General features: G+C 51.3%; 14 protein-coding genes. 6 read left to right on the top strand and 8 right to left on the bottom strand.

The features are described from left to right. The first annotated feature begins 36 nt into the window (after nt 1-36). The 3 genes from SD10_RS16785 to SD10_RS16795 all read left to right on the top strand — a co-directional run bounded on the left by SD10_RS16785 (nt 37) and on the right by SD10_RS16795 (nt 6,911). Nucleotides 37-4,005, top strand: a complete 3,969-nt coding sequence (locus SD10_RS16785; RefSeq protein ID WP_046575269.1) for an FtsW/RodA/SpoVE family cell cycle protein — start codon at nt 37-39, stop codon at nt 4,003-4,005. Between the two features lie 69 nt (nt 4,006-4,074). After that, nucleotides 4,075-4,989, top strand: a complete 915-nt coding sequence (locus SD10_RS16790) for an FHA domain-containing protein (RefSeq protein WP_046575271.1) — start codon at nt 4,075-4,077, stop codon at nt 4,987-4,989. A 143-nt stretch (nt 4,990-5,132) separates the two neighbouring features. Beyond that, nucleotides 5,133-6,911, top strand: a complete 1,779-nt coding sequence (locus SD10_RS16795; protein ID WP_227698993.1) for a DUF885 domain-containing protein — start codon at nt 5,133-5,135, stop codon at nt 6,909-6,911. Nucleotides 6,912-7,105: 194 nt separating this feature from the next. Here the strand turns inward: SD10_RS16795 and SD10_RS16800 are convergent, their stop codons facing one another. The 6 genes from SD10_RS16800 to SD10_RS16825 form a co-directional block, all read right to left on the bottom strand. Further along, nucleotides 7,106-8,488, bottom strand: a complete 1,383-nt coding sequence (locus tag SD10_RS16800; protein WP_046575272.1) for a RagB/SusD family nutrient uptake outer membrane protein — start codon at nt 8,486-8,488, stop codon at nt 7,106-7,108. A 9-nt stretch (nt 8,489-8,497) separates the two neighbouring features. Then, nucleotides 8,498-11,698, bottom strand: a complete 3,201-nt coding sequence (locus SD10_RS16805) for a SusC/RagA family TonB-linked outer membrane protein (protein ID WP_046575274.1) — start codon at nt 11,696-11,698, stop codon at nt 8,498-8,500. Nucleotides 11,699-12,231: 533 nt separating this feature from the next. Continuing rightward, complete coding sequence (locus SD10_RS16810) at nt 12,232-12,615, bottom strand: hypothetical protein (RefSeq protein WP_046575275.1); 384 nt, start codon at nt 12,613-12,615, stop codon at nt 12,232-12,234. A gap of 45 nt (nt 12,616-12,660) precedes the next feature. Then, nucleotides 12,661-13,065 carry a DNA-binding transcriptional response regulator gene (locus tag SD10_RS16815; protein ID WP_046575278.1) on the bottom strand — a complete coding sequence of 135 codons (405 nt, stop codon included), beginning with the start codon at nt 13,063-13,065 and terminating at the stop codon, nt 12,661-12,663. A gap of 92 nt (nt 13,066-13,157) precedes the next feature. Next, on the bottom strand, nt 13,158-13,922 hold the full coding sequence (locus SD10_RS16820; protein ID WP_046575279.1) for a LytR/AlgR family response regulator transcription factor: 765 nt from the start codon (nt 13,920-13,922) through the stop codon (nt 13,158-13,160). Beyond that, entirely contained in the window at nt 13,919-14,986 is a 1,068-nt protein-coding gene (locus tag SD10_RS16825; protein ID WP_046575280.1) for a sensor histidine kinase, read from the bottom strand. The genes SD10_RS16820 and SD10_RS16825 overlap by 4 nt, the downstream gene beginning before the upstream one ends. Nucleotides 14,987-15,242: 256 nt before the next feature. On the opposite strand from SD10_RS16825, the gene SD10_RS16830 reads away from it, so the two are divergent. The 3 genes from SD10_RS16830 (at nt 15,243) to SD10_RS16840 (ending at nt 19,930) form a co-directional block, all read left to right on the top strand. Further along, nucleotides 15,243-17,864 carry an outer membrane beta-barrel protein gene (locus SD10_RS16830; RefSeq protein WP_046575282.1) on the top strand — a complete coding sequence of 874 codons (2,622 nt, stop codon included), beginning with the start codon at nt 15,243-15,245 and terminating at the stop codon, nt 17,862-17,864. 173 nt (nt 17,865-18,037) lie between these two features. Further along, nucleotides 18,038-19,003: a sugar phosphate isomerase/epimerase family protein gene (locus SD10_RS16835; RefSeq protein WP_046575283.1), complete on the top strand. Its 966-nt coding sequence runs from the start codon at nt 18,038-18,040 to the stop codon at nt 19,001-19,003. A 741-nt stretch (nt 19,004-19,744) separates the two neighbouring features. Beyond that, entirely contained in the window at nt 19,745-19,930 is a 186-nt protein-coding gene (locus tag SD10_RS16840) for a hypothetical protein (protein ID WP_046575286.1), read from the top strand. Nucleotides 19,931-20,309: 379 nt separating this feature from the next. Here SD10_RS16840 and dinB read toward each other — a convergent pair whose 3' ends face one another. Continuing rightward, nucleotides 20,310-21,350, bottom strand: a complete 1,041-nt coding sequence (gene dinB / locus SD10_RS16845) for a DNA polymerase IV (RefSeq protein ID WP_262507320.1) — start codon at nt 21,348-21,350, stop codon at nt 20,310-20,312. Nucleotides 21,351-21,466: 116 nt separating this feature from the next. Beyond that, nucleotides 21,467-21,913, bottom strand: a complete 447-nt coding sequence (locus SD10_RS16850; protein ID WP_046575288.1) for a response regulator — start codon at nt 21,911-21,913, stop codon at nt 21,467-21,469. Between the last annotated feature and the right edge of the window lie 208 nt (nt 21,914-22,121).

The raw sequence follows: 22,121 nt of genomic DNA on the forward strand, positions 1-22,121 counted from the left end.
TACAACTCACTTAATCAACCCGTAACCCACCCCTGAATGAAATCATTTGACCGTTTGTATTTGCTGAGTGCGTCGATCATGTTGGGGCTGCTGTTCATTCGGCTGTACATCAATCTCCTGCCGACACTCGACCAGGCAAAACAAGCATACACCGCCGGGCAGTCGCTTAACCTGGACAAAGGCGTTAAATCATCCGCCATTCGGCGCTTGCTGACGAGTGGCAATTATTATACCGATAGCCGGGATATTGATTTGGTAGCCGACTCCCTACCCGCCAAACTTGTCCGGAACGGAACCCTCGATAACCTGGGAGCACTAAACAAGCGGACGTTTTCGGTAATGGCTCCGCTAACGTGGCGTAGTCGAATTGGTGGTGCCGACTTCCAAAGCCGACTCCGGTTATCACGCCAGCAGATGGGGTTCGACTCGGTGCTGTACAATCGGGAGCTGACCAACCCAAAAACGTATCCTGCCGTCGTTCAGGTTGGGAGTGGAACGGTGTCGTTTGACGGGCGCGTCAGTCGGGACGATCGCCCCCTGTCGGGTGTACTGGTCCAGCTAAAGCGCCACCCGGCAACGGCCCAGCCCGATACGCTTCCTGATCGTTTCGTTTATGCCCGGACGGATACCGACGGCCGATTCACCTTCGCAGGCCTGAAGTCGGGGGCGGGTTATAGTGTTGTCCCGCTGAAACCAGGATTTGAGTTTGGCAGTCGACGCGGCACCGCTCACTTAACCACCCATCAACACGTTGACTTTACCGCCCGACCACACCAGCTTCGACTAATTGGATCGACGGTTTACGGGCAACTAAAAACGGATCAAGTGCTTACCGTCCGGACACCGGCCTCGTTCACCTGGCTGTTTTGGGGTATTGTGGCGGCCTTCTTTCTGGCGTTTTGGGTGGTCAACGGGGTCTGGTCCATTCGGCGCTTCCACCCTGACCCCTTTTTGTTACCGATAATAATGCTCCTCACGGGCTTATCGGTCTTAACCCTGCTGGCTATTCAGGATCCGTTGCAGGACACACTCTTTGCCGGACAAACGTTACAAGGCGTCATCGTCGGCTTGGCCGGAATGACCATTTTATCCCAGCTTAATGTAGGTCGTTTCTACGCTACCTGGCGCTATGACTGGCTGTTTACTTTACGAAGCCGGTCTTCAGTCCGACGATCGGGCTGGACATGGCTGGTGCTGGCGGCTGGCCTGGCTGCACTGACGTTGCTTGTTGGGTCCGGTCCCGAAGGAAGCGGAGTACGGGTGAACCTGTCACTGCTGGGGTTGACATTTCAGCCAAGTGAGATCACTAAATACCTGTTGCTGTTATTTTTCGCCGGGTTCTTTGCGGCCAATGAACAGCAACTGCGGCAACTTCCTGATTTGCGCTGGCGCTTCGCCGTTAGTTTCGGGGCGCTGGCCGGAGCCGGTTTGCTCATGTTGCTTTACTTACTGCTGGGCGACATGGGCCCGGCGCTGGTGGTGTGTTTTACGTTTCTGCTTTTCTATAGCATTGCCCGGGGGAATCTTCCCCTTACCCTCGCCACAGGTGTTGGCTATGGTATAGCGCTTTGGCTCCTGCCGGGTGCCGTAGCCACGCTACTTTGTTTGCTGGCGGTGATTGGCTACATGTTCTGGAAAGGCGACGCTCGCTCGAAGACAGGCACCGGCTGGATTGCGCTGCTGGCAGAAGCCCCGGTATTGCTGCTGCTGGTGATGGCCATGTTTGCTTTCGGCGATCAATTGCCTTTTGTGGGCGATCGGCTGGCCGACCGGAAAGCCATGTGGCTTAATCCCTGGAATAATGATGTGTATGGGGGCGATCACCTGGCACACGGTTACTGGGCGCTGGCATCCGGCGGCTGGACTGGGCAGGGCCTGGGCAAAGGATTTCCCAACGCCATTCCTGCCGCCCACACCGACATGATTCTGCCCAGCCTGGGCGAAGAGCTGGGTGGTCTGGGCGTCGTTTGCGTGTTCCTGCTGTTTGGCGTATTGCTGCACCGGCTGTTTCTTCATGCCCGTCGGGCGGGCCAGCCGTTTAGCTTTTTCCTGATTGCTGGGATTGCCATTGCCACGGGCGTTCAGTTTTTGATTATCGCGGGCGGCTCAATCGGGTTGCTGCCGCTGACGGGTATCAGTGTACCCTTTTTGAGCTATGGCAAAATCTCGCTTATCATTAACCTGACGGCTATGGGCGCTGCCTTTAGTGTCGCGCATCGACCGGGCGAGGTGGCCCAACGAGAATACCTGTCAACCCATTATGATGTTGTGCTCATGGCAGGCATCACCGGGTTTTTGGCGGGTGTCGTTGTGCTTATTGGTCATTTACTGCCCATCGTAGGCTGGCGGGGTAGTGCCTACATTGTACGTCCGGCCCGAGTGGTAACCCGCAACGGCGATCCCGTTTACAGTTATAACCCGCGTATCGAACGACTTACTCGAGCCCTGGCGGCAGGCACGATTTATGACCGGACGGGTCTGGTGCTGGCATCGAGTTCGCCCGAAACCGTTAGGCAACAAGCAGCCAAACTCCAGCAGAGCGGCCTCAACGCTGACGAGGTCGAAGGGCTAACCAGAAAACGGCAACAACGTTATTACCCCTTCGGCAACCAACTTTTTTTCTGGCTGGGTGACCTTAATACGCAACTCTTTTGGGGGCAAAGCAACGGATATTATGCCGAAGCCGCTCACCTCAGCGAGTTACGGGGCTTCAATAGTCGCCCTCGAAAAACAAACCTCGTCACGACCGACTACCGGGCCGACCGCTTCAGTCCGTCCGTTCGGCAAACGCGTACCTTGTCTGTGTATGATTACAGCGAGCTGGCTCCCGCCCTTCGGGCCGGGCTGGATAGTCGTGAGGTGGCTGAGCGAAAAACCCAAAACCGCGATCTGCGCCTGAGTGTCAATGCGGAACTTCAGGTGGCCATTCAACAGGCACTGGCCACGTCCGACTTCCGCAACCGGCGGGTATCGGTTGTGGTGCTCGATGCGAATTCGGGCGATGTGCTGGCATCGGCGCTACACCCGCTTCCCAACCTGCAAACGCCAGACGTGATGCAGATGGCGGACCGGGATCGCCTAAAATTACCTTACCTGGTGACAGAGCGCGACCTAGGCATGACCTATCCAACCGCCCCTGGATCGACCGCTAAAATACTGACCGCCATGGCGGCTTTCAATAAACTGGGCCCGTCCGCATCCGACGTTAGCTATTCTATTTCGTGTGAGGAAATCATCCGCCGGGGCACCCGCGAATCAGAACCCTGCAATGAATCTGTCGATATGCGGAAAGCCATTGTCCGGTCGAGCAATGTCTATTTTATTCGGACGGCCAACGACCATAAGCTCGACAATGAAATGGCGGATCTGTACCTAGCTACCGGCATGAACATCGACTTCGTAGGCGGCTACTCTTTCTCCGATACGCGCACAGAACCCGAGCGTGAGCTCATTCGAAAACACTGGCGCGATTCTTCTTTTGTCGTCCGGCGAAATCTCTATAACACTATGCAATACCCCAAACGGTACCGCAGTGAGTTCTCGGGGCTGGCCTGGGGACAGGGGCAACTTACCTCGACTCCAGTCGCCCTGGCCCGTATGGCAGGGGCTATTGCCAACAAAGGCGTGCTGCAACCATCGCGGTATGTGCTGGAGCAGGCGGGAAAACCACTACCCATTGGAGCCGGTCAGCGAGTAGCTCGCCAGGCCACTTATGCCGACCAGCTTGAGTCATTCATGATCGATCAGTCGAATCCATCCGAGGGCCGCAGCAAAATCAGTGTAGCCCGTGTAGCAGGCAAAACTGGCACGCCCGAACGCATTGTGCAGGGCATTCGCCGAAACGACGGCTGGTTCGTGTTTTTCGCCCCAACACCCAATGGACAGTCGCATACGGTCGTTAGTGTCCGTATAGAGTTGGGGGAATCATCCGCCGAAGCTGTCCAACTGGCGAACACCGTGGTGGCACCCATCCTGAAACAGCGCGGGTATTTAGGGAGTTTTTGATAGTTCTGTAACGCGGATCGAACGGGCACCCCGATCCTGTCCGCGTTACAGTGAATAAGTTTATAAATTATGAGCCTACTAGACACGATAAAAAACCTGTTCGGCTTTACGCCTACTTCACCAGCGCAGGCAACCAGGCCAGCGGTTCAGGCTTTTGATTTGGAGAAAACGGACAGTCAAGAACCGATCTCAGAACCACCCAAACCCATTTCGCAAGGGCCACCGCCCGCTGGTCAGCGACGGGATCAGATGCTTCACTTCATCGTTGATAAGCTGCGTCCATACCAGAATGAACCCGAGACGGCTCCTATAGGGGTGACCTTGTGCCTTGTTGCGACCAATCCAGAGGAAGAAGCGATTGACCGGGTTGCTTTATGGGCTAGTCAGCCCGGAAAGTTTCAAAAAGAACTCAGCCGACAGCTCGCAGACAATTACATCAAACTACCCAACGACTGGCGTTTCGAGTACGCGTTTTACCAGGCTATACTACCCGAAACGACTTACCGGGAGGGTAATCTGGGGTTGATCGTTCTCGACAAAGCCAAAGCGTCGCAAACTCCTTCGCTGGCTCGGGTAGTAACCTTAACCGGGCAAACTGAACAGACCGACTACGTACTGGACCCTACGCAGAAGACCAGTTTCTGTATTGGTCGGGGACGTTCTTCCCAAACGACAACTGGTCGTATTCGAACAAACGACATCGTTATCCTGAATGACAACGACCCCGGTTTTGATCCGCAACGGGGGGCAGAGAACGGAGCCGTCAGCCGCGCCCACGCCACGATTCGGTACGACACGACCCGACGGCAATATTCGCTCCTTGTCGATGCAGGCGGGTTACCGGCCAGTGGCAACAAAACGAAGATCTTCCACCCGGACAATAGCATTGAACGAGCCGATATTGCCGGGATGGGCTACCCGCTTCAGTCCGGCGACCAGATTGAGTTAGGGGGCGCTGTTACGCTTTTGTTTGAATTGTCCTGATCAATAAGTGTAAGCTAGCGTGGTGTCGGTTACTTATAACCGACACCACGTCCCTATAGTAATCATGTGACACTAACGACAGGATAGCCATAGCCTACTCCATAAATTACTTAACTTACTGCACTAAAATCGACCATTCCTTTATGATGCAACGCCTATTACTACCCTTACTGATCGCCACCATGATTGGCTGTAATTCGAAGAAGAGCGAACAAACAACCACCGCAAACACGGACTTCGCGACCGTTCTGGACGACTATTATGAACAGCGGTTGAAACTGTTTCCCATAGAGGCTACCCAGCAGGGAGACAACCGGTATAATGACCAGCTTCCCAATGATATTTCCCAAGCGTTTCTGGGTCAGACCAAGGCGTTCTATACCAACACCTTAGAAAAGCTGAATTCGTTTGACCGGGAAAAGTTATCCGATGAGGACAAGATTTCTTACGATATCCTCAAACGTGAATTAGCCCTGCAACTGGAACAATACCCATTCCATCAGGAAGAAATACCGTTCAATCAGTTCACCGGGCTAACGCTGAGTTTTGGCCAATTGGGCAGTGGCGAGGGGTCACAACCCTTTAAAACGGTCAAGGATTATGACGACTGGCTAAAGCGTGTTTCCGCCTTTAGTGTCTGGGGCGATACGGCCATCACGGCATTCCGAAAGGGAATAGCGACCGGACGGGTACTCCCCAAGAGCCTGGTTGTCAAAATGATTCCACAAATGACCGATCTGGTCGTGAGTGATCCGACAAAGAGTCTCTTTTATGGCCCGATCAAAAAACTGCCATCAACCTTCAGCGCGGCCGATAAAGACCGGCTGACGGCTGCCTATAAGAAAGCCATCAGCGAGCAAATCGTGCCCACTTACCAAAAGCTGGGAACTTTTTTGACGACCGAATACCTGCCTAAAGCCCGCACGACGTCGGGCATCGATGTACTACCGCAGGGCCCGGAACTATACCGGTATTTGGTCAGAACCTGGACCACCACCAACGACACACCCGATCAAATCTACGCGATTGGGCTGAACGAAGTGGCCCGGATTCGGGGGGAGATGGAAAAGGTGAAAACGCAGGTTGGCTTCAAAGGCACGCTGGACGAATTCTTCACACACCTCAAAACCGACAAGAAATTTTATCCCTACAAACAGCCCAAGGAGGTTCTGGACGCGTTTCATACCATTCTGGCGAGGATTGAGCCGAATTTAAAAAAGCTGTTCATCAACACGCCCAAATCAGAATTCGAGATTCGGCAGACCGAGAAGTTCCGGGAAGCCTCCGCCAGCGCCGAGTACAACCAGGCATTGGCCGATGGCAGTCGGCCGGGGATTTTTTACGTGCCCATCCCAGATGCCACCAACTTCAACGTCACGTCGGGTATGGAATCGCTGTTTTTGCACGAAGCGATTCCAGGGCACCATTACCAGGTATCGCTGCAACAGGAAAACACCAAATTGCCAAAGTTTCGTCGGTTTGCGTGGTATGGCGCCTACGGCGAAGGCTGGGCGTTGTACTGCGAATCGTTGGGCAAAGAACTGGGTATCTACACCGACCCTTATCAGTACATGGGTGCACTGGGCGATGAAATTCACCGGGCGATTCGGCTGGTTGTTGACGTAGGCTTACACACGAAGCACATGACGCGCGAACAGGCCATCAAGTACATGATGGACAACGAACCCATTGCCGAACAGGGCGCTACGGCTGAAATTGAGCGCTACATGGCGATTCCGGGTCAGGCGCTGTCGTACAAAATCGGAGCCCTGAAAATCCGCGAACTGCGCACGAAATACGAAAAGCAGCTTGGCGACAAATTTAGTCTGGCCGCCTTTCACGACGAGTTTCTCAAAGACGGCTGTATGCCACTCGATGTGCTGGAACGCAAGATGGATGCCTGGGCCGAGCGTCAGAAGTAAGGTTTGCCTATGGTTAAGGCTATAGCCGTAGTTTAGAGGGGAATAGTCTCCATGGTTCGTGAGGACACGAACCATGGAGACAGAGACAAACCACGGGTACAGAAATTTTCTATTTCACCACAGAGGCACAAAGGCCACAGAGAGTTGAATTCTCTGTGGCCTTTGTGCCTCTGTGGTGAAACAACTATTTGCAATTAATATCCCTGGTTCTGACCAAACGTAGTCTTGTTGTTATACGTGTCAATTTCCGACTGCGGAACGGGGTACAGCGTCCGGTAGGCAGGCATCGTGATACCGGTTACTTTGATCGCTTCTACAGCCGTTCCTGTACGGATCAGGTCGAACCAACGGTCGTTTTCCAGGGCCAGTTCCAGCCGCCGTTCATTGATGATTGCTGTCCGGAAAGCCTCTTTAGTGGCTAGCTGGGCACCCGTATAATTGGGGACGCCCGCCCGTGCCCGAACCAGGTTCAGCGTTTTGAACGCTTCCCCGTCGGCCTGGTAAGCCACCTCATTCAGGGCTTCGGCATACAGCAACAACACATCCGCAAAACGCAGTACCGGAAAGTCATTGCCAACATCGTTTGTTCCCGACAGTTCATCATAGAACTTTCTCGGAACGGCGTTGATGCTGGTTGGTACGGGAACCTGCACCGTTAGCGGAAGCCGCTTGTCGGCAGGCAAATAAGCCGCTCGCAAGGATGGCTCTATGTTGTCACCAATGCTAGTGCCATACCACGACCCATGGCCTTCGCCCTGTAAACCGCCTTTTTTGAATTTGACCGCAAACAGAATTTCCGCGTTGTTCTTGTTGGCAACCGAAAAGACATCGGCCACATTGGGCAGCAACTTAAAGGTCGTTCCGTTCACAACATCTTTGAGTACGGATACGGCCAGATCATATTTCTTCTCCGTTACATATACCTTCCCCAGCAAGCCTTTGGCCGCGCCGGATGTAGCCCGGCCAATATCGGCCCCGGTGTAGGTAGCAGGCAAACCGGCCGACGCATCGGTCAGGTCTTTTTCGATGGCGGTGTAAATATCGGCCACTTCGTTTCGGACGTATGAACGAGCGTCGGTGGTGGAACCAGCTTTGAGTACGAGCGGCACTTTACCCCACAACCGAACCAGGTTAAAATAAGACAGTGCCCGGATAAACTGCGCTTCCCCTTTATACCGGGCTTTCAGCGTCGCATCCATCGTAACGGCGTCAATCTTATCCAGAATTAGGTTGCAACGGTTGATGCCGGTGTAGAGGCTACCCCAGGTATCGCGCAGCACAGAGTTCGTGGTTGGCTCGATAAACCGGTCGATGTTATACCGAAGCCCGGCACTCGACGACGGGTCATTATCGAGCACATTGTCGCTCCGGGTTTCGATGATCGTATTGAAATCACCGCCGTACTGACTGGGGTTCTGCAGGGCGTCATACGCCCCATTGACCGCATTTCCGAAGTCGTTGGCTGTTTTGTAGAAATTATCGGCGTTTGGCTGAGACAGTGGTTTCAGGTCCAGAAAATCCTTTTGGCAAGCCGACAGGCTAACCAGCAGGGCCACGATTAACGTTATTTTTTTCATAGCTGTTTCTTAAAAAGATAGGTTGAGACCGACCGATGTTGTGCGGGGTAATGGATAGGTTCCATAGTCTTCACCCGACGAGAGAGCGCTATCGGGGCGGCTGTTCACCTCGGGGTTGTAGCCCAGGTATTTGGTAAACGTAAACGGATTCTGGGTTGTCACATACAGACGCGCCCGAGTCAGCCGTATTTTTTGCAGCAGGGCCGTGGGCAGTGCGTAGCCAAGCGTAATGGTACGAATGCGTACATACGATCCACTTTCGATATGCCAGGTTGAGATTTCACCGTTCGAACCCGATGCCAGCCGGTTGGCTCGGTTCACCAGACCATTACCCGGATTTTCGGGCGACTGCCAACGGTCCAGTGCCCCTCGGAAAAGGTTACCGTTGCCCTCCATGTTATAGATATAGCGCCGGATTAGGTTCAGTATTTTATGTCCCTGAACACCCTGAACAGACACCCCTAAATCGAAACCCCGGTAAGCGAAGTTGTTCGTAAAGCCAAACGTGAATTTTGGAAAATAACTACCCGTAACGGCCCGGTCACTGCTGAAGTCGATTTTCCCGTCGCCATTGGTATCTCTGAATTTGAAATCACCGGGGCGGGTCGTTGTTGTGTGCGGATACGCGTCGATCTCCGCCTGATTTTTAAAGACACCGTCATTAATCATTGTATAATATTCACCGATGGGGTGGCCAATCTGCGTGATGAACTGCGCGCCAGCCACACCACCCGCCACAATGATCGGATCGCCGGAGGGCCCGAGGGCAATCACCTTGTTCCGGTTACCCGCAATGTTCGCACTGGCCTCCCAACGGAAACGACCGAATGTCTGGCGGGTTCCCAGGGTAAACTCAAGACCCTGGTTGTTGACTTTACCAATATTCTGCAACTCCGTGCTGAAACCCGACGCACGAGGAACGGGTACGTTCAGCAACAGATCTGAGGTGTTGGCATTGTAATAATCGACGCTCAGGTTCAGGCGATTGCGCAAAAAACTAACATCGAAGCCAACATCGAACATGGCCGTTTTTTCCCATTTCAGCTTATCATTGGCCGAATTGGTGGGAGCCAATCCACTGACGATGGTTTCGGAGCCAAGGATATAGTTCTGGTAACCGAGCAAACTAACCGACCCGTAGTTTGGAATCTGGAAGTTCCCGGTCAGGCCATAGCTGGCCCGAAGTTTCAGATCACTCAGCCAGGTTGCCGATTTTAAGAACGTCTCCTGGGATACATTCCAGCCCGCTGATACGGAGGGGAAGTAGCCCCAGCGGTTGTCTTTACCAAAACGGGAAGAACCATCCGCCCGGACAGCGGCCGACAACAGGTATTTACCGTTGTAATCGTATTGAACGCGTCCTATATACGAAAGCAGCGACCACTCCTGAATATCAGAACTTCCGGACGAAACCTGTCCGGCGTTGAGCGTTTGAACCAGGTCATTGGGGAAGTTGGTTGCCGTAAGCTCGTTAGCCACCCGCCGGTCTTTCTGCGACGAGAAACCCGCCAGCGCCGAGATATTATGCAGCCCGAAGGAATGATTGTAGTTCAGGGTATTTTCAACGAGCCAGTTTACGAAGTTCTGAGCCCGCGAGAAACCCGTTGGCACGGAAGGCCCTTTCCGGTCCCGGATTTCGAGGGTTGACGGCCGGTAATAATCGCGCTGAAAACTGTTTACATCAGCGCCCAGGCTCAGCCGGTACGACAAGCCCTTCGTGATTTCATATTGGGCATAGGTGTTACCCAGAACCCGTAACTGGCTTAGTTTATCGCTCACCTGATTGGCAATGGCAACCGGATTCAGGATTGATGTTGCGCCGTAACCCCAGCCGTTGTTGCCAAAGTTGTAGGAGCCATCGGCATTATAAACGGGGAAGATCGGTGCCATTTGCAGCGCCAGACCTATTACGCCCTCGCCCAGATACGGCCCTTCGGCTTTGATCAGGTCGTGGTATGAATACGTCGGATTGAGATTGACGCCCACCGTCAGCCGGCCGCTTTTTACGTCGACATTGGCACGGGCACTATAGCGCTTGAAACCCGAATTGATCACGACACCCCGTTGGTCGAGGTAGTTGCCCGACACATAGAACTTGACGTTTTCTTTACCACCCGAAACGGAAATCGTGTGATTTTGGATGGGTGCTGAGCGAAAAATGGCGTCCTGCCAGTCAGTATTGGTCAAACCGGGCTGACCGGACAGGTAAGGAATTATTTCGGGTTGAATAAGTGTGCTTGGAGCTCCCACACCCTTGTTCCGAATGTCGTTCGAATCGGTTGGCTTACCGGTTGGATTCCGGTCGATGTAGGCATTATTTTTGGCCTCATAGCTCAACTGGGCGTACTCGTAGGCGTTCAGCATGTCAATCTTCTTGGACACTTGCTGCGTTCCGATGTACGAATCATAGCTTACGACGGTTTTCCCTTCCTTGCCCCGTTTAGTCGTCAACAGCACAACGCCATTAGAACCCCTCGATCCGTAAATGGCGGCCGCTGAGGCATCTTTCAGTACTTCGATACTCTCAATATCGTCTGTATTGAGTGTACTGAGCACGTTGATCGGGTTGTCAGGAAACTGCGTGTTGGTGCTACCCGTGGCAAATTTGGTATCGCGCGAGAGTGGAATTCCGTCCACCACATAGAGCGGGTCATTGCCTGCACTGATGGAGCCCGTTCCGCGCACCCGAACCGACAAGGCCGCACCCGGCGCACCGGATGTTTGCGTCACCTGCACCCCGGCAATTTTTGCGGCCAGGGCCTGGTCGAAACTGGCCACGGGCTGGTTGGCTAAATCCCGCGCTTTTACTGAACCAATGGCGGTGGTCACGTCGCGCCGGTTCTGTACGCCATACCCAACCACAATCACTTCACTGAGTGCATTGTCGGAGCTGGTCAGTTTGGCATCCACAATGCTCCGGCTCCCGACTGTAATTTCCAGAGGCTGATAGCCGATGAACGAGAAAACGAGTACCTTCCCCGTAGCAGGCAACGAAATCTGGTATTTCCCGCCCGCATCGCTGGTTGCTCCAATGTTGGTTCCTTTCACCTGAATCGTCGTACCCGCCAGCCCCTCACCCGTAGCCGCATCCGTTACAGTGCCTGTGATGTTCGACTGTGCGTAACTTAGTTGAACGGCCAATAAAAAAAGGCCCGCCAGCAGCCATTTCAGGCGTTTATTCCTGGGATAGTCACGTAATGAAATCATCATGTAGAATTAGTTTATCATAAATAAATAGGCTGTCAATCGGCTGGTAAGCGGTTGAACTCAACATAGCCGATTAATTCAGTTCATACAATAATATCTATAACCGCCTTATTTCCGGGCAATTTTCTGTTTAAATTATGATGCAGCGATTTTATTAAATTTATTGCCAGAAAAACCATATAAACCAAAGCGTATCGATACGCCATTCTGACATACATGAGCGGTAGTTTCCCTAAGTAGTATGGAAAGTATGTTTAACCAGGGGATGGGCCAGGCAGGCCGTTGGGCTTTATTAACCGAAAAAGTGCCAGTAGATTAGCATAAATTATGGAAAACGTTTTTTGTCATCTCAACCGGTACAGCAGGATGAATCTTAACTCTCTTCACGCATAAGTAAGAATACGTTAAGACCCCTTCGTTGTCTGGATGGCAAAAAACAGTGTCCATTCACCTGTTGATAAGAAACTCAAGTCGTTCGCTAAGCGTAGTTTATGCGAAGTCTAAGGTGAGCGACTGCGGCTTCAACGCTTCGCCGATCAATCAGCGCTTTGCTCAGGTGGAAAGGTAAGTTCACCCGCTTCACCGACGGGCTTGAAAACGAGTACCTGTACGGCGTTGTTATCGGTTGACGTCGGTACGTCATCCGTTTCGCCGGTATGCAGGAAATCGAGCACTCCGGTTGAGTCGGCAAAAGTGTGCTGTTCAAACGCAGGATTTCCTCCGCCCAGCCGATTAGCCTCAGGTTCTGTTAACTGGCCGCTGTGGATAAGCAGATTGACTATGCTGAAATCCTTCAGGCGGGCCATCACCTGTATATAGTCTCCTCCCTCGGTTCGTTTAGTACGCTGGCAATTCAGAATAGTGTAGGCATTCCCTTCATTGCCCATGCTTTGAAGAAGCCAGTTATAAATCGTTTCCATTTGATCGTTCGTTACTATGTGGTTGAAACCTGTTTAATCAGCTAATCAGGTATTGACAGGAGCCTGCTGAGAAATAGACAATACAGCCTTTTGCAGTTCTTGCTGATTGGCAGGTTTGATGATAAAGGAACTAGCCCCCAATGCTTTAAATTGCTGATACTCATCATCGGTAAAATTGTCGGCTAGCATGATAACGACCAGACCCTGGCAGCAATCGTGTTCTAAAATCCGATGTAGCCAGTGGGGCTCATCATTGCTTGGTATCAATCCATCCAACAACAACACATTGGGCGGGGAAGTGGTCAAATCAGGCCGGTCAAAAAACGCATCTCCTGTTGCAAACCATTCTAGCTGTATGTGGCTGGCCCATTTCTTAAAACCAAATTGCCAATAGGCAAAATCATCTTCATCTTCGGTTAGCAAAGCTACCCATTGCCGATTAGTATTCATACGCTACGCTGTTCCACCCTATTCGATACTGGAGCAGGTAGACATTATACCGTTTTGTGGGCTGAATTGTTTTATTCGTTAACTTATTACGTCTATAGCCATCGGCTGATGAATTGCCCGAAGACGTCTTTATACTGCTCGCTGACGGGAATCACGGCCGATCCGATCTGCACGGAATTTTTGGTAAATGCATGGATGCTGTTCAGGGCGACGATGAACGATCGATGTACCCGCATAAACTGGCTTATAGGCAGTTTCTCTTCCAGGCTTTTCAAACTTATTAAAGATAGTATTGGTTTATCGGGGTCGCTCTGGCGATATACTTTTACGTAGTCTTTCAGGCCTTCGATGTACAGAATGTCATTGTAGTCAATACGCACTAACTGATACTCAACCTTTAAGAACAGGTAATCCTCGACTGGTTCAACAGGAGGTGTCAGAAGTGGTACCGCAGGAGCTACCTCCGTTCGTTGCACCAGATCGAAATACTGACGTGCTTTGCTGGCGGCCCGCAGAAACTCTTCATAGTTGAACGGCTTGAGTAGATAGTCCAGCGCATCGACCCGAAAACCATCAAGAGCAAACTGGTCGAACGCCGTTGTAAAGACAATTCGGGTAATGTTGGTCCCCCGGTTGCTTCGCTCCAGAACGCGGGCTAACTCCAGACCCGTCAGGTCAGGCATCTGTATATCCAGAAAAATAACGTGCACAGGCGGCCCCGTCAATAGCCCCTGCAACGCTTCAACAGCGCTGCTGTATCGGCCCGTCAGGTGCAGAAATGGTGTTTTTTGAATAAACGCGCAAACCAGGCCCAGCGCCAGCGGTTCATCGTCAACGGCAATACAGGAAAGAGTCATGATAGGTCGAGGGTTAGTTGAACCCGATATTCACCCGCTGGCGTTTGCTCATCGATCTGCAACGTATACAAATCCGGGTATAGCAGGTCAAGTCGTCGGCGCGTGTTGGTCAGACCAATGCCGTTACCTCTTTCGAGTGAAGGAGCTTTATCGGCAAAAAGGGTATTTCGAACGTCCATTAAAAGTTGGTTCTGTCGCTGCTGGATGGTGATCTGAATCTGGCTCGAATGCAGGGCGCTAACGCCGTGTTTGAAGGCATTCTCCACAAAAGGCAGCAGAAGCATAGGCGCAATGGGCCGGTCGTGCAGGCGTTCGGGAGAGTCGAGGGTAACGGTTACTTTATCGGTAAGCCGGAGCTGCATCAGCTGGATGTAATCGCCCACAAACGCCAGTTCTTTGCTAAGCAGGGTTGTGCTGGCCTGCGTGTCGTACAGAACGTAGCGCATCATGCGGGAGAGCCGATGCAAGGCTTCGCGGGCCGTTTCGACATCGAGCAGGGTTAAAGCATAGATGTTGTTGAGCGTATTGAAAAAGAAGTGCGGGTTAATCTGTGCTTTCAGAAACGATAGCTCAGACGCTGTTTTGGCTTGCTCCAGCGACAGCCTCAGGTTGGTATCCGTTTGCCACTTTTGCAAAAGCGTAAGGCTAGTACTAATGCCTAGGGCCAGCAAAATAGTGAACAGGTTTGGAACGACCCAGCCATACAGTCTGGGCTCTCCTTTTCCATCAGGATGAAAAACCCGATGTACCAGTATGGGTAAATTAAACCAGGTTTCAAGCCCCCATAAGATGAGGAGAATACAGCCGATGACACCCGTCAGCGCCAGCAGGTAGCGGTTTGTCTGATCGCGCAGTAATAAGTGCGGCACAAGCAGGTGCGAATTTATATAGAAGACAGCTACGATCAGGCAGAAGAAAATTCCCTGCCTCACCCAGAATACATCCGGAAACCGAATATCTGAACTAAAGGACTGCGCAAAAAAAAGCAGATAGCCCAGCAGACCCCAGCCCAGTACATGACTCAGTAGCGGAACATATCGGCGAAAAAATGGAGTAGCAGGCATAATTGATTGAGAAACTGCAAGTTTACGCCAATTTTCAGCGTCTCTACCTGTCAATCGCTGGTTGGCCCAAATTTACCGACAGGCAGCCTATTCTAGCCGATAGATGCCTTCTCGTAGAGCGTTGATAGGCAAGCTTACCTTCCATCGGTTAAAATCGGCTCTCTGTCGACGTTTATACCCTAACGGTCTATTCCGTTTTTGTGCGTGAAAGAATCGGTGTTGCTTTGATCCATCAATCAGAAATATGCCGATACAAATGAAACACTTTTTGCTTCTGCTACTCACCCTTGGGTTATGGAGCGGTTTTACCGAGGTCCAGATAATACAGGCGCAATTTGGTCCTCCGGGTGGCGGACCGGGTGGCCCTCCGGGTATGGGTGGCCAGGACAACCGGCGTAAAAAGGAATTTACAGGGGTGGCAGACGATACCCCGAAAGGAAACGGCAAATTAACGGGACTTCTGGTCGACTCGACCTCGGGTAAACCCGTTGAGTTCGCGACGGTTGCGCTCATCAACGTCGCCACCAACAAGCCCATCGACGGAACCACGTCGGATGCCAAAGGTCAATTTGTGATGAACAAACTAGCTCCGGGAGACTACCGGCTCCAGTATTCGTTTATTGGCTATAAAAGCCGTGAATCCCAGAAGATTACCGTAACGAAAGGCACGGACATGAACCTGGGGGCCATCAAACTCCCGGCCGACGTGCGGACGTTGGGTGAAGTGGTGGTCACGGGTCAGGCTGCGCTCATTGAAGAGAAGGTAGACCGGCTCGTTTTTAACGCCGATAAAGACATAACGGCCAAAGGGGGCGATGCCTCCGATGTGCTGAAACGGGTGCCCATGCTCTCGGTTGACCTGGATGGCAACGTAAGCTTACGGGGTAGCCAGAACATCCGGGTACTAATCAACAACAAGCCCTCTACCATTGTAGCGGCCAATGTTGCAGATGCCCTCAAGCAACTCCCGGCCGACATGATTAAATCGGTCGAGGTAATCACCAGCCCTTCGGCCAAGTATGACGCGGAAGGTGCTGCGGGTATTATCAACATCGTGACCAAAAAGAATACGCTACATGGTTTAACGCTGAATGTAGATGCGGGTGCAGGCTTGCGGGCGTCTAACCTGGGGTTGAATGGCTCCTATCGGCAAGGCAAACTAGGCCTGACGCTGGGTGGTTTTGGCCGGGCTATGTACAACCGCGCTTCCTCGACGCTGGACCAAACGACGGTGGTTGGCGGGCAGTCACTGCGGACCAATCAGACGGGTACGGCCTTCGATAAACCCATATTTGGACAGTACACGCTGGGCATTGACTATGACCTGGCGAAGGATCAATCGTTATCTGCCAACATCCGGTACGGCACCCGCAATTTTATTCAGCAACAGAATCAGCTAACCAATACCTACGCGAATGAATCGTTGCTAAGCATGACTAACCGGGATGTAGATCGGAAAGACCTATCCAATTCAGTCGACATGAACTTGGATTACATCCGCACCTTTAAACCGCAACAGGAGTGGTCGATTTCGACCCAGTACAGCCGCACGGGGTTGACCAATAACTTCTATGCCGATTTGCTGGGCCAAACGGGTGAACTGACGGGCCGTCAGCGAAACCTGAACAACAACACCAACCAGGAAGTAACCTTCCAGACCGACTATCAAACCCCCATCCGTAAGAATCAACTGCTGGAATTCGGCGGCAAAGCCATTATGCGTCAAGTTGATAGCCGCTATCAATACCAGATCGGCGGGAGCACAGGCGAGCTGGCCTTCGACCCCACCAATCCATCGGGTTCGCTCAAGTACAACCAGAACATCGGAGCCGGATACATCTCGTACAGCTACGTGACGCCCAGCAAGTACACGTTCAAGATTGGTACGCGGTATGAACACACGGGCATATCGGCGAAGGCAAACGAGAATACACCGCTTAATATCCCGAGCTATAGCAACCTGGTTCCCAGCGTCAACGTATCAAAAAGTCTGAAAGGCGGCACCACGCTCAAAGCCGCCTATAACCGCCGGATTCAGCGGCCGGGCTTACAGCAGCTAAATCCAAACGTAAATGCCGCCAACCCACAGATGATTATGGTGGGAAATCCGAACCTGAGCCCCGAACTAACAGACAATGCGGAACTCAGCGTAAGCTCAACCATCAAGAAAACATACCTGAACGCATCGGTATTCGGTCGGCTGACCAACAACGCCATCTCGCAAATCCGGATACCCTCCGACACCCTGGCCGGGAGTATCATTACCACATACCAGAACATAGGGGTGCAGCGTACGGTTGGGGCCAACGTTTTTTTCAATACGAGCATCACATCGAAGTGGACGGTTAATGGTGGACTGGACGGCTATTATGTATACATGCAGGGCCTGACGCCCGGCGCCGATGGGAAGTCAATTACTATTAGCAATTCGGGAGTGAGCATTGGCGGTCGCCTGATGAGCCAGTTGCAACTCGACAATGGCTGGAGTGCGCAGCTATTCAGTTTCTTTCGGGGACCCATGCCCCAGTTGCAGGGCACCATGGGCAGCTTTTATATGTATTCGGTGGGGGTCAGAAAGGACGTTGCCAACAAGCGCGGCAGCGTCGGGCTGGCAGCCGAGAACTTCATCGGCGGTGGGGTAACCATGCGCACCAACCTGAACTCTCCCCTCCTGTCGCAGGTTAACGTCACGCACCTCTACAACCAGAATGTGAAGGTCACCTTCACGTATCGTATTGGCAAGATGAGCTTCGATGCACCCCGCCGGAAAGGTCGTTCGGTGAGTAACGATGATGTGAAAGGCGATGGCGATGGAGGTGGTCAGCAACCGGCTGCCCCGGCACCAGCCGCTGCCCCTGGAGGTGGCCGTCCTAAATAGAGTGATCTACTTTGTCTCTGGTTCGCAAGGATCGGAACGCCAGCCGCACGGACCACGGAGTACTCATAAACTAAATACGCATTTTAATCCGTTGATTTTACGTACTTCATAGTGTTCTTGCCTTAAAGTAAGTATAGTCCATAAACCAATCTTACAGTCTACTAACCTTTACCATGACAACCAGACGCCATTTTCTGCGCGACGCCGGTGCTTTAACGCTCAGCGGTCTTGTGCTCCCAACGTTTACCAATGCCCATGACTTCTTTTCGACGGCGAACCCGTACCCCATTGGTATTCAACTATTCACACTTTTTGGACCAATGAATGAAGACCCGAAAGGGACGCTCCAGAAAGTAGCAGCTGCAGGTTATAAAGAGATTGAATCGGCCTTTAACACCCGTGGTGGCTACTATGGTTATTCGGCGAAAGAATTCCGGAAACTGGTTACCGACCTGGGCATGACCTGGCGGGCACACCATGCCGGGGGCGCACCGTTCCGCCCTCGCCCAACACCGCCTGCGAGTACCACCAGTGCCGCTGGCGATGCTCAACGACCGGCCCGCCCAGCGATGGACTTCTCTAAAATGCCACCTATGTTGAATCTGCGCGATAACTACCAGCAATTAGTCGATGAAGCCGTTGAAGGTGGATTGGCATATCTGGTCTGCTCCAGCACGCCAGTAAGCACCGTTGAGGAAATCAATAAGTCCATTGAGGTATTTCAAAAAACAGGTGAAGCGGCCAAAAAAGCAGGCATTGGTTTTGCCTATCACAACCACGCGACCGAATTCGACCCCGTCGATGGTGGCAAAACGCCTTATGAACTGATCCTATCCCAAACCGATAAGGAGCTAGTTAAGATGGAGCTGGACCTTGCCTGGGCAACCAAAGCCGGTAAAGATCCGGTGACGTTGTTCAACGAGCAGCCCGGCCGGTTCCCCTTATGGCATATCAAGGACATTAAAGATGACAGGAAAACAATAACGGAAGTGGGCAATGGAATGGTCGATTTCAAACGGGCTTTTTCGGCGGCTAAAGTAGCGGGGTTGAAATACTTCTTCGTAGAGCAGGATATGGCCCCTGGCGGCATTGAGAGCATCACGACCAGCATCACTAATCTGAAGAAGATCCTGGCTTAATTCGATCGCGGTCGTAGTAATTCATGGCCCTGCGATACAAGCAAAGACAGGGTATCAAGCATCAAGTTTTTGAATCAGAAAGATTAAGTATGATGAAGTGACGGATTGGGTGTTACGAACATGGCGTATGTGACAGCCAATCCGTTTATTTTCAGAGATCGGCTCTCTGCCAAACAATAGTCCTGGTTACCCTTACTCTGGCTCGAAGCAAGCTAATCAATACGTTTTGGAGCGCTGTTTTCTGGCTACCGAGCGTCTGTACACGTACTTCCATTACAGCTAGTACGCTGGCTTCGATACACTTATTTTTTTTGAGCATCCTTCACCATAAGGAACAAAAGTACACTTAGGCATATAGGGACTAAAATAAATGAGTCAAGATAGCCTGTTAAACAAATTGGTGTCAGGACAGTGGCTACCAGTAACGTTATCAATAAAGGTTTACGCATAACGAAAACCAATTAGGTGTAGAAATAGACTCGCTAAAGGTAAAGTATATGCAATGTGGACAAAGCGTAATTTGTATAGACGGCAAATTAACTTCAGACTTTGGTTTGTACGTATGACCCATCTTCCAAATCAACTAAGTAGGACAGCCCATTAGCCAAATGCTCAATCAATATTCTGCCACCTGATGCAATAGCAGGCAACCCATTTGTCAGTATTTATCATTTTATCGGCTTAATGTGTTCTGTCTGATGTATTTACATATATCTTTGACGCTATATACCGAACCCAAAGATGAATAAGATGAAGAATAAGAAGGACAAATCGAGTGCGGCACAACTGGAACGCCAAAACCCGCTGACAATAGGGACATTCGAACAACTGCTTGGTCATTATAAAAAACGAGTTTGGGAGGTCAAAATAGCACCAACCCTTACTTCCCATGAAAAGCTATCAACGTTGATTACCAGCGAGCCTTAAGTCATTTATTTATACTCTGCAGGTTTCAGAAAGGAAGCATGCGTAACCCTCATGGCGCCTAGTGTATTTTAAATAATTTTAAGCTCTATTTTGTTTACCAGAAGCATTATTCTTAAACAAAAAAAATAGCTTATACGGCGCAACGAGACGGATTTTGGGAAACTCCTTTTACTATCTCACTGATTGTTAATACGGAAGACCAAATAAAAAATAATTACACTGCCTTTACTGATTCTGGAGTGGTCGGCACACTGCTTTTGCTGATCGGTGTGTTGACTACTCCTGATTGATTAGCGTGAAATCTCTTTCTAAACCCAATTGCCTGTGCGTTGCTAAAGACCAATGCGGAAACCGGCGAAACGCACACCGAAGCATTCGCTTATAACTCGAGCGACAATTGGCCACTCGCGGGCGTATCGTTCCCCTGAAAATTGGAGAGAGATAGCCCTAGCAACCGAATGCCCTGAGATAGGGGAAAAATACCGTCGAGCAGTTCCAAAGCCACTTGGTTTACGTGCGCTTTATGCGCTATAATCCCCGGCAACGTGCGACTCCGTGTGATTTGTGTAAAATCCGTGTACTTCACCTTTAAGGTAATCGTCCGCCCCCGGATAGATGTCCGTTCGCAATAGCTCCAGACACTGTCGACCAGGGGCTGCAACACATCGATCAGGTCGGATTGTACCAGCAAATCTTCAGCGAACGTGGTTTCTGACCCAACAGATTTACGTACCCGATTGGCCATGACAGGCCGGTGGTCGATGGCTCGGGCAATGGAATAATAATGATGCCCAACCTTTCCAAAGTGGCGTACCAGAAACGCTTCTGTTTGTTGGCGTAAATCCAGCCCGGTAAAAATGCCCAGTTTATTCATTTTGCTGGCCGTCACGCTGCCTACCCCGTGAAACTGACCAACGTTTAGCCCTTCAACAAAGGCAAGTCCCTGGTGTGGTTTAATCACATACAACCCATTGGGTTTACGGTAATCCGATGCCAGTTTTGCCAGAAATTTGTTGTATGATACCCCCGCCGAGGCAGTCAATTCAGTTTCCTGCTTAATTTGATCCTTTATTACCTGCGCAATTTGAGTAGCCGATGTATTGGCGGGTAGATGATCCGTTACGTCCAGATAAGCCTCATCCAAAGAGAGTGGCTCAATAAGATCCGTGAATTGAGCAAAAATGTTCTTTATCTGGCCGGAAACAGCTTTATAAACATCGAAGCGCGGCTTTACAAAAAGCAGATCAGGGCATTTTCGTAGGGCAATAGATGAGGCCATGGCCGAGCGGACGCCAAATTGTCGGGCTTCATAACTGGCTGCGGCAACAACGCCCCGCTCACGGGACCCACCCACAGCCAGCGGCCGATGACGAAGGTCGGGGTTATCCCGCTGCTCTACGGATGCATAGAAAGCATCCATATCAATGTGAATTATTTTTCTGGTAGCTGGCTGCTCCACGCCTAAGGTCTTTTCGACTGTTTTAGCTTATTGATGAACAGAAATCTGTCTGCGCCCTGACAGCCACCAACAACCAGCTAGCCAAGATCACTTTTGTAATACCGAGCAGTGGGCAGCGTAACCGTTTCATACCAATACAGGCGCAGCCGGAGCAGATAACGCTTCCATTCATCAAACGTAAATGGTTTAATTGTAAATGAGGACGCCCCAAAACTGTACGCGCGCTCCACCAGTTGTGGAGTGTAGTTGGCCGACAGAATAATAACGGGCAACGCACGCCCTTTTGGATGAACCCGGATGAGGGCCAGGAAATCCAGACCATCCACACGATCCTGTAAATCTACATCCAGTAGCACGATTTGGGGAATCCTCCCATCAAGTTCTTCAATATACGCTTTAGCTTCATCAAAACGGCTCACCTGCTTAAACGTGGCCTCGGGAAAGCTTCCCTGCGCTGCCCGTACCAGAATATCCATCAGCGACTGATCATCGTCTACTAATAAAACAAGGAATTGATTTGGCATTTGTACGTAACGTTGTCTCTTAAAAATTAGAACACTCTTTGTAGCGAATCTGTTGCCCGACTCGTTGACTTTTCACCTTCTTCTATCTACAAAGTGAAGCATAAAGCACATCGTTAGCTACTCATCCTGATGCACGCCAACGACAAAACGACTTGATACTGCCAGCTGTCGGGCTTGACTGACGTTTTACTGTCGTAGGGAACATATA

The organism is Spirosoma radiotolerans (assembly GCF_000974425.1).
In the GTDB taxonomy this organism is placed as follows: domain Bacteria; phylum Bacteroidota; class Bacteroidia; order Cytophagales; family Spirosomataceae; genus Spirosoma; species Spirosoma radiotolerans.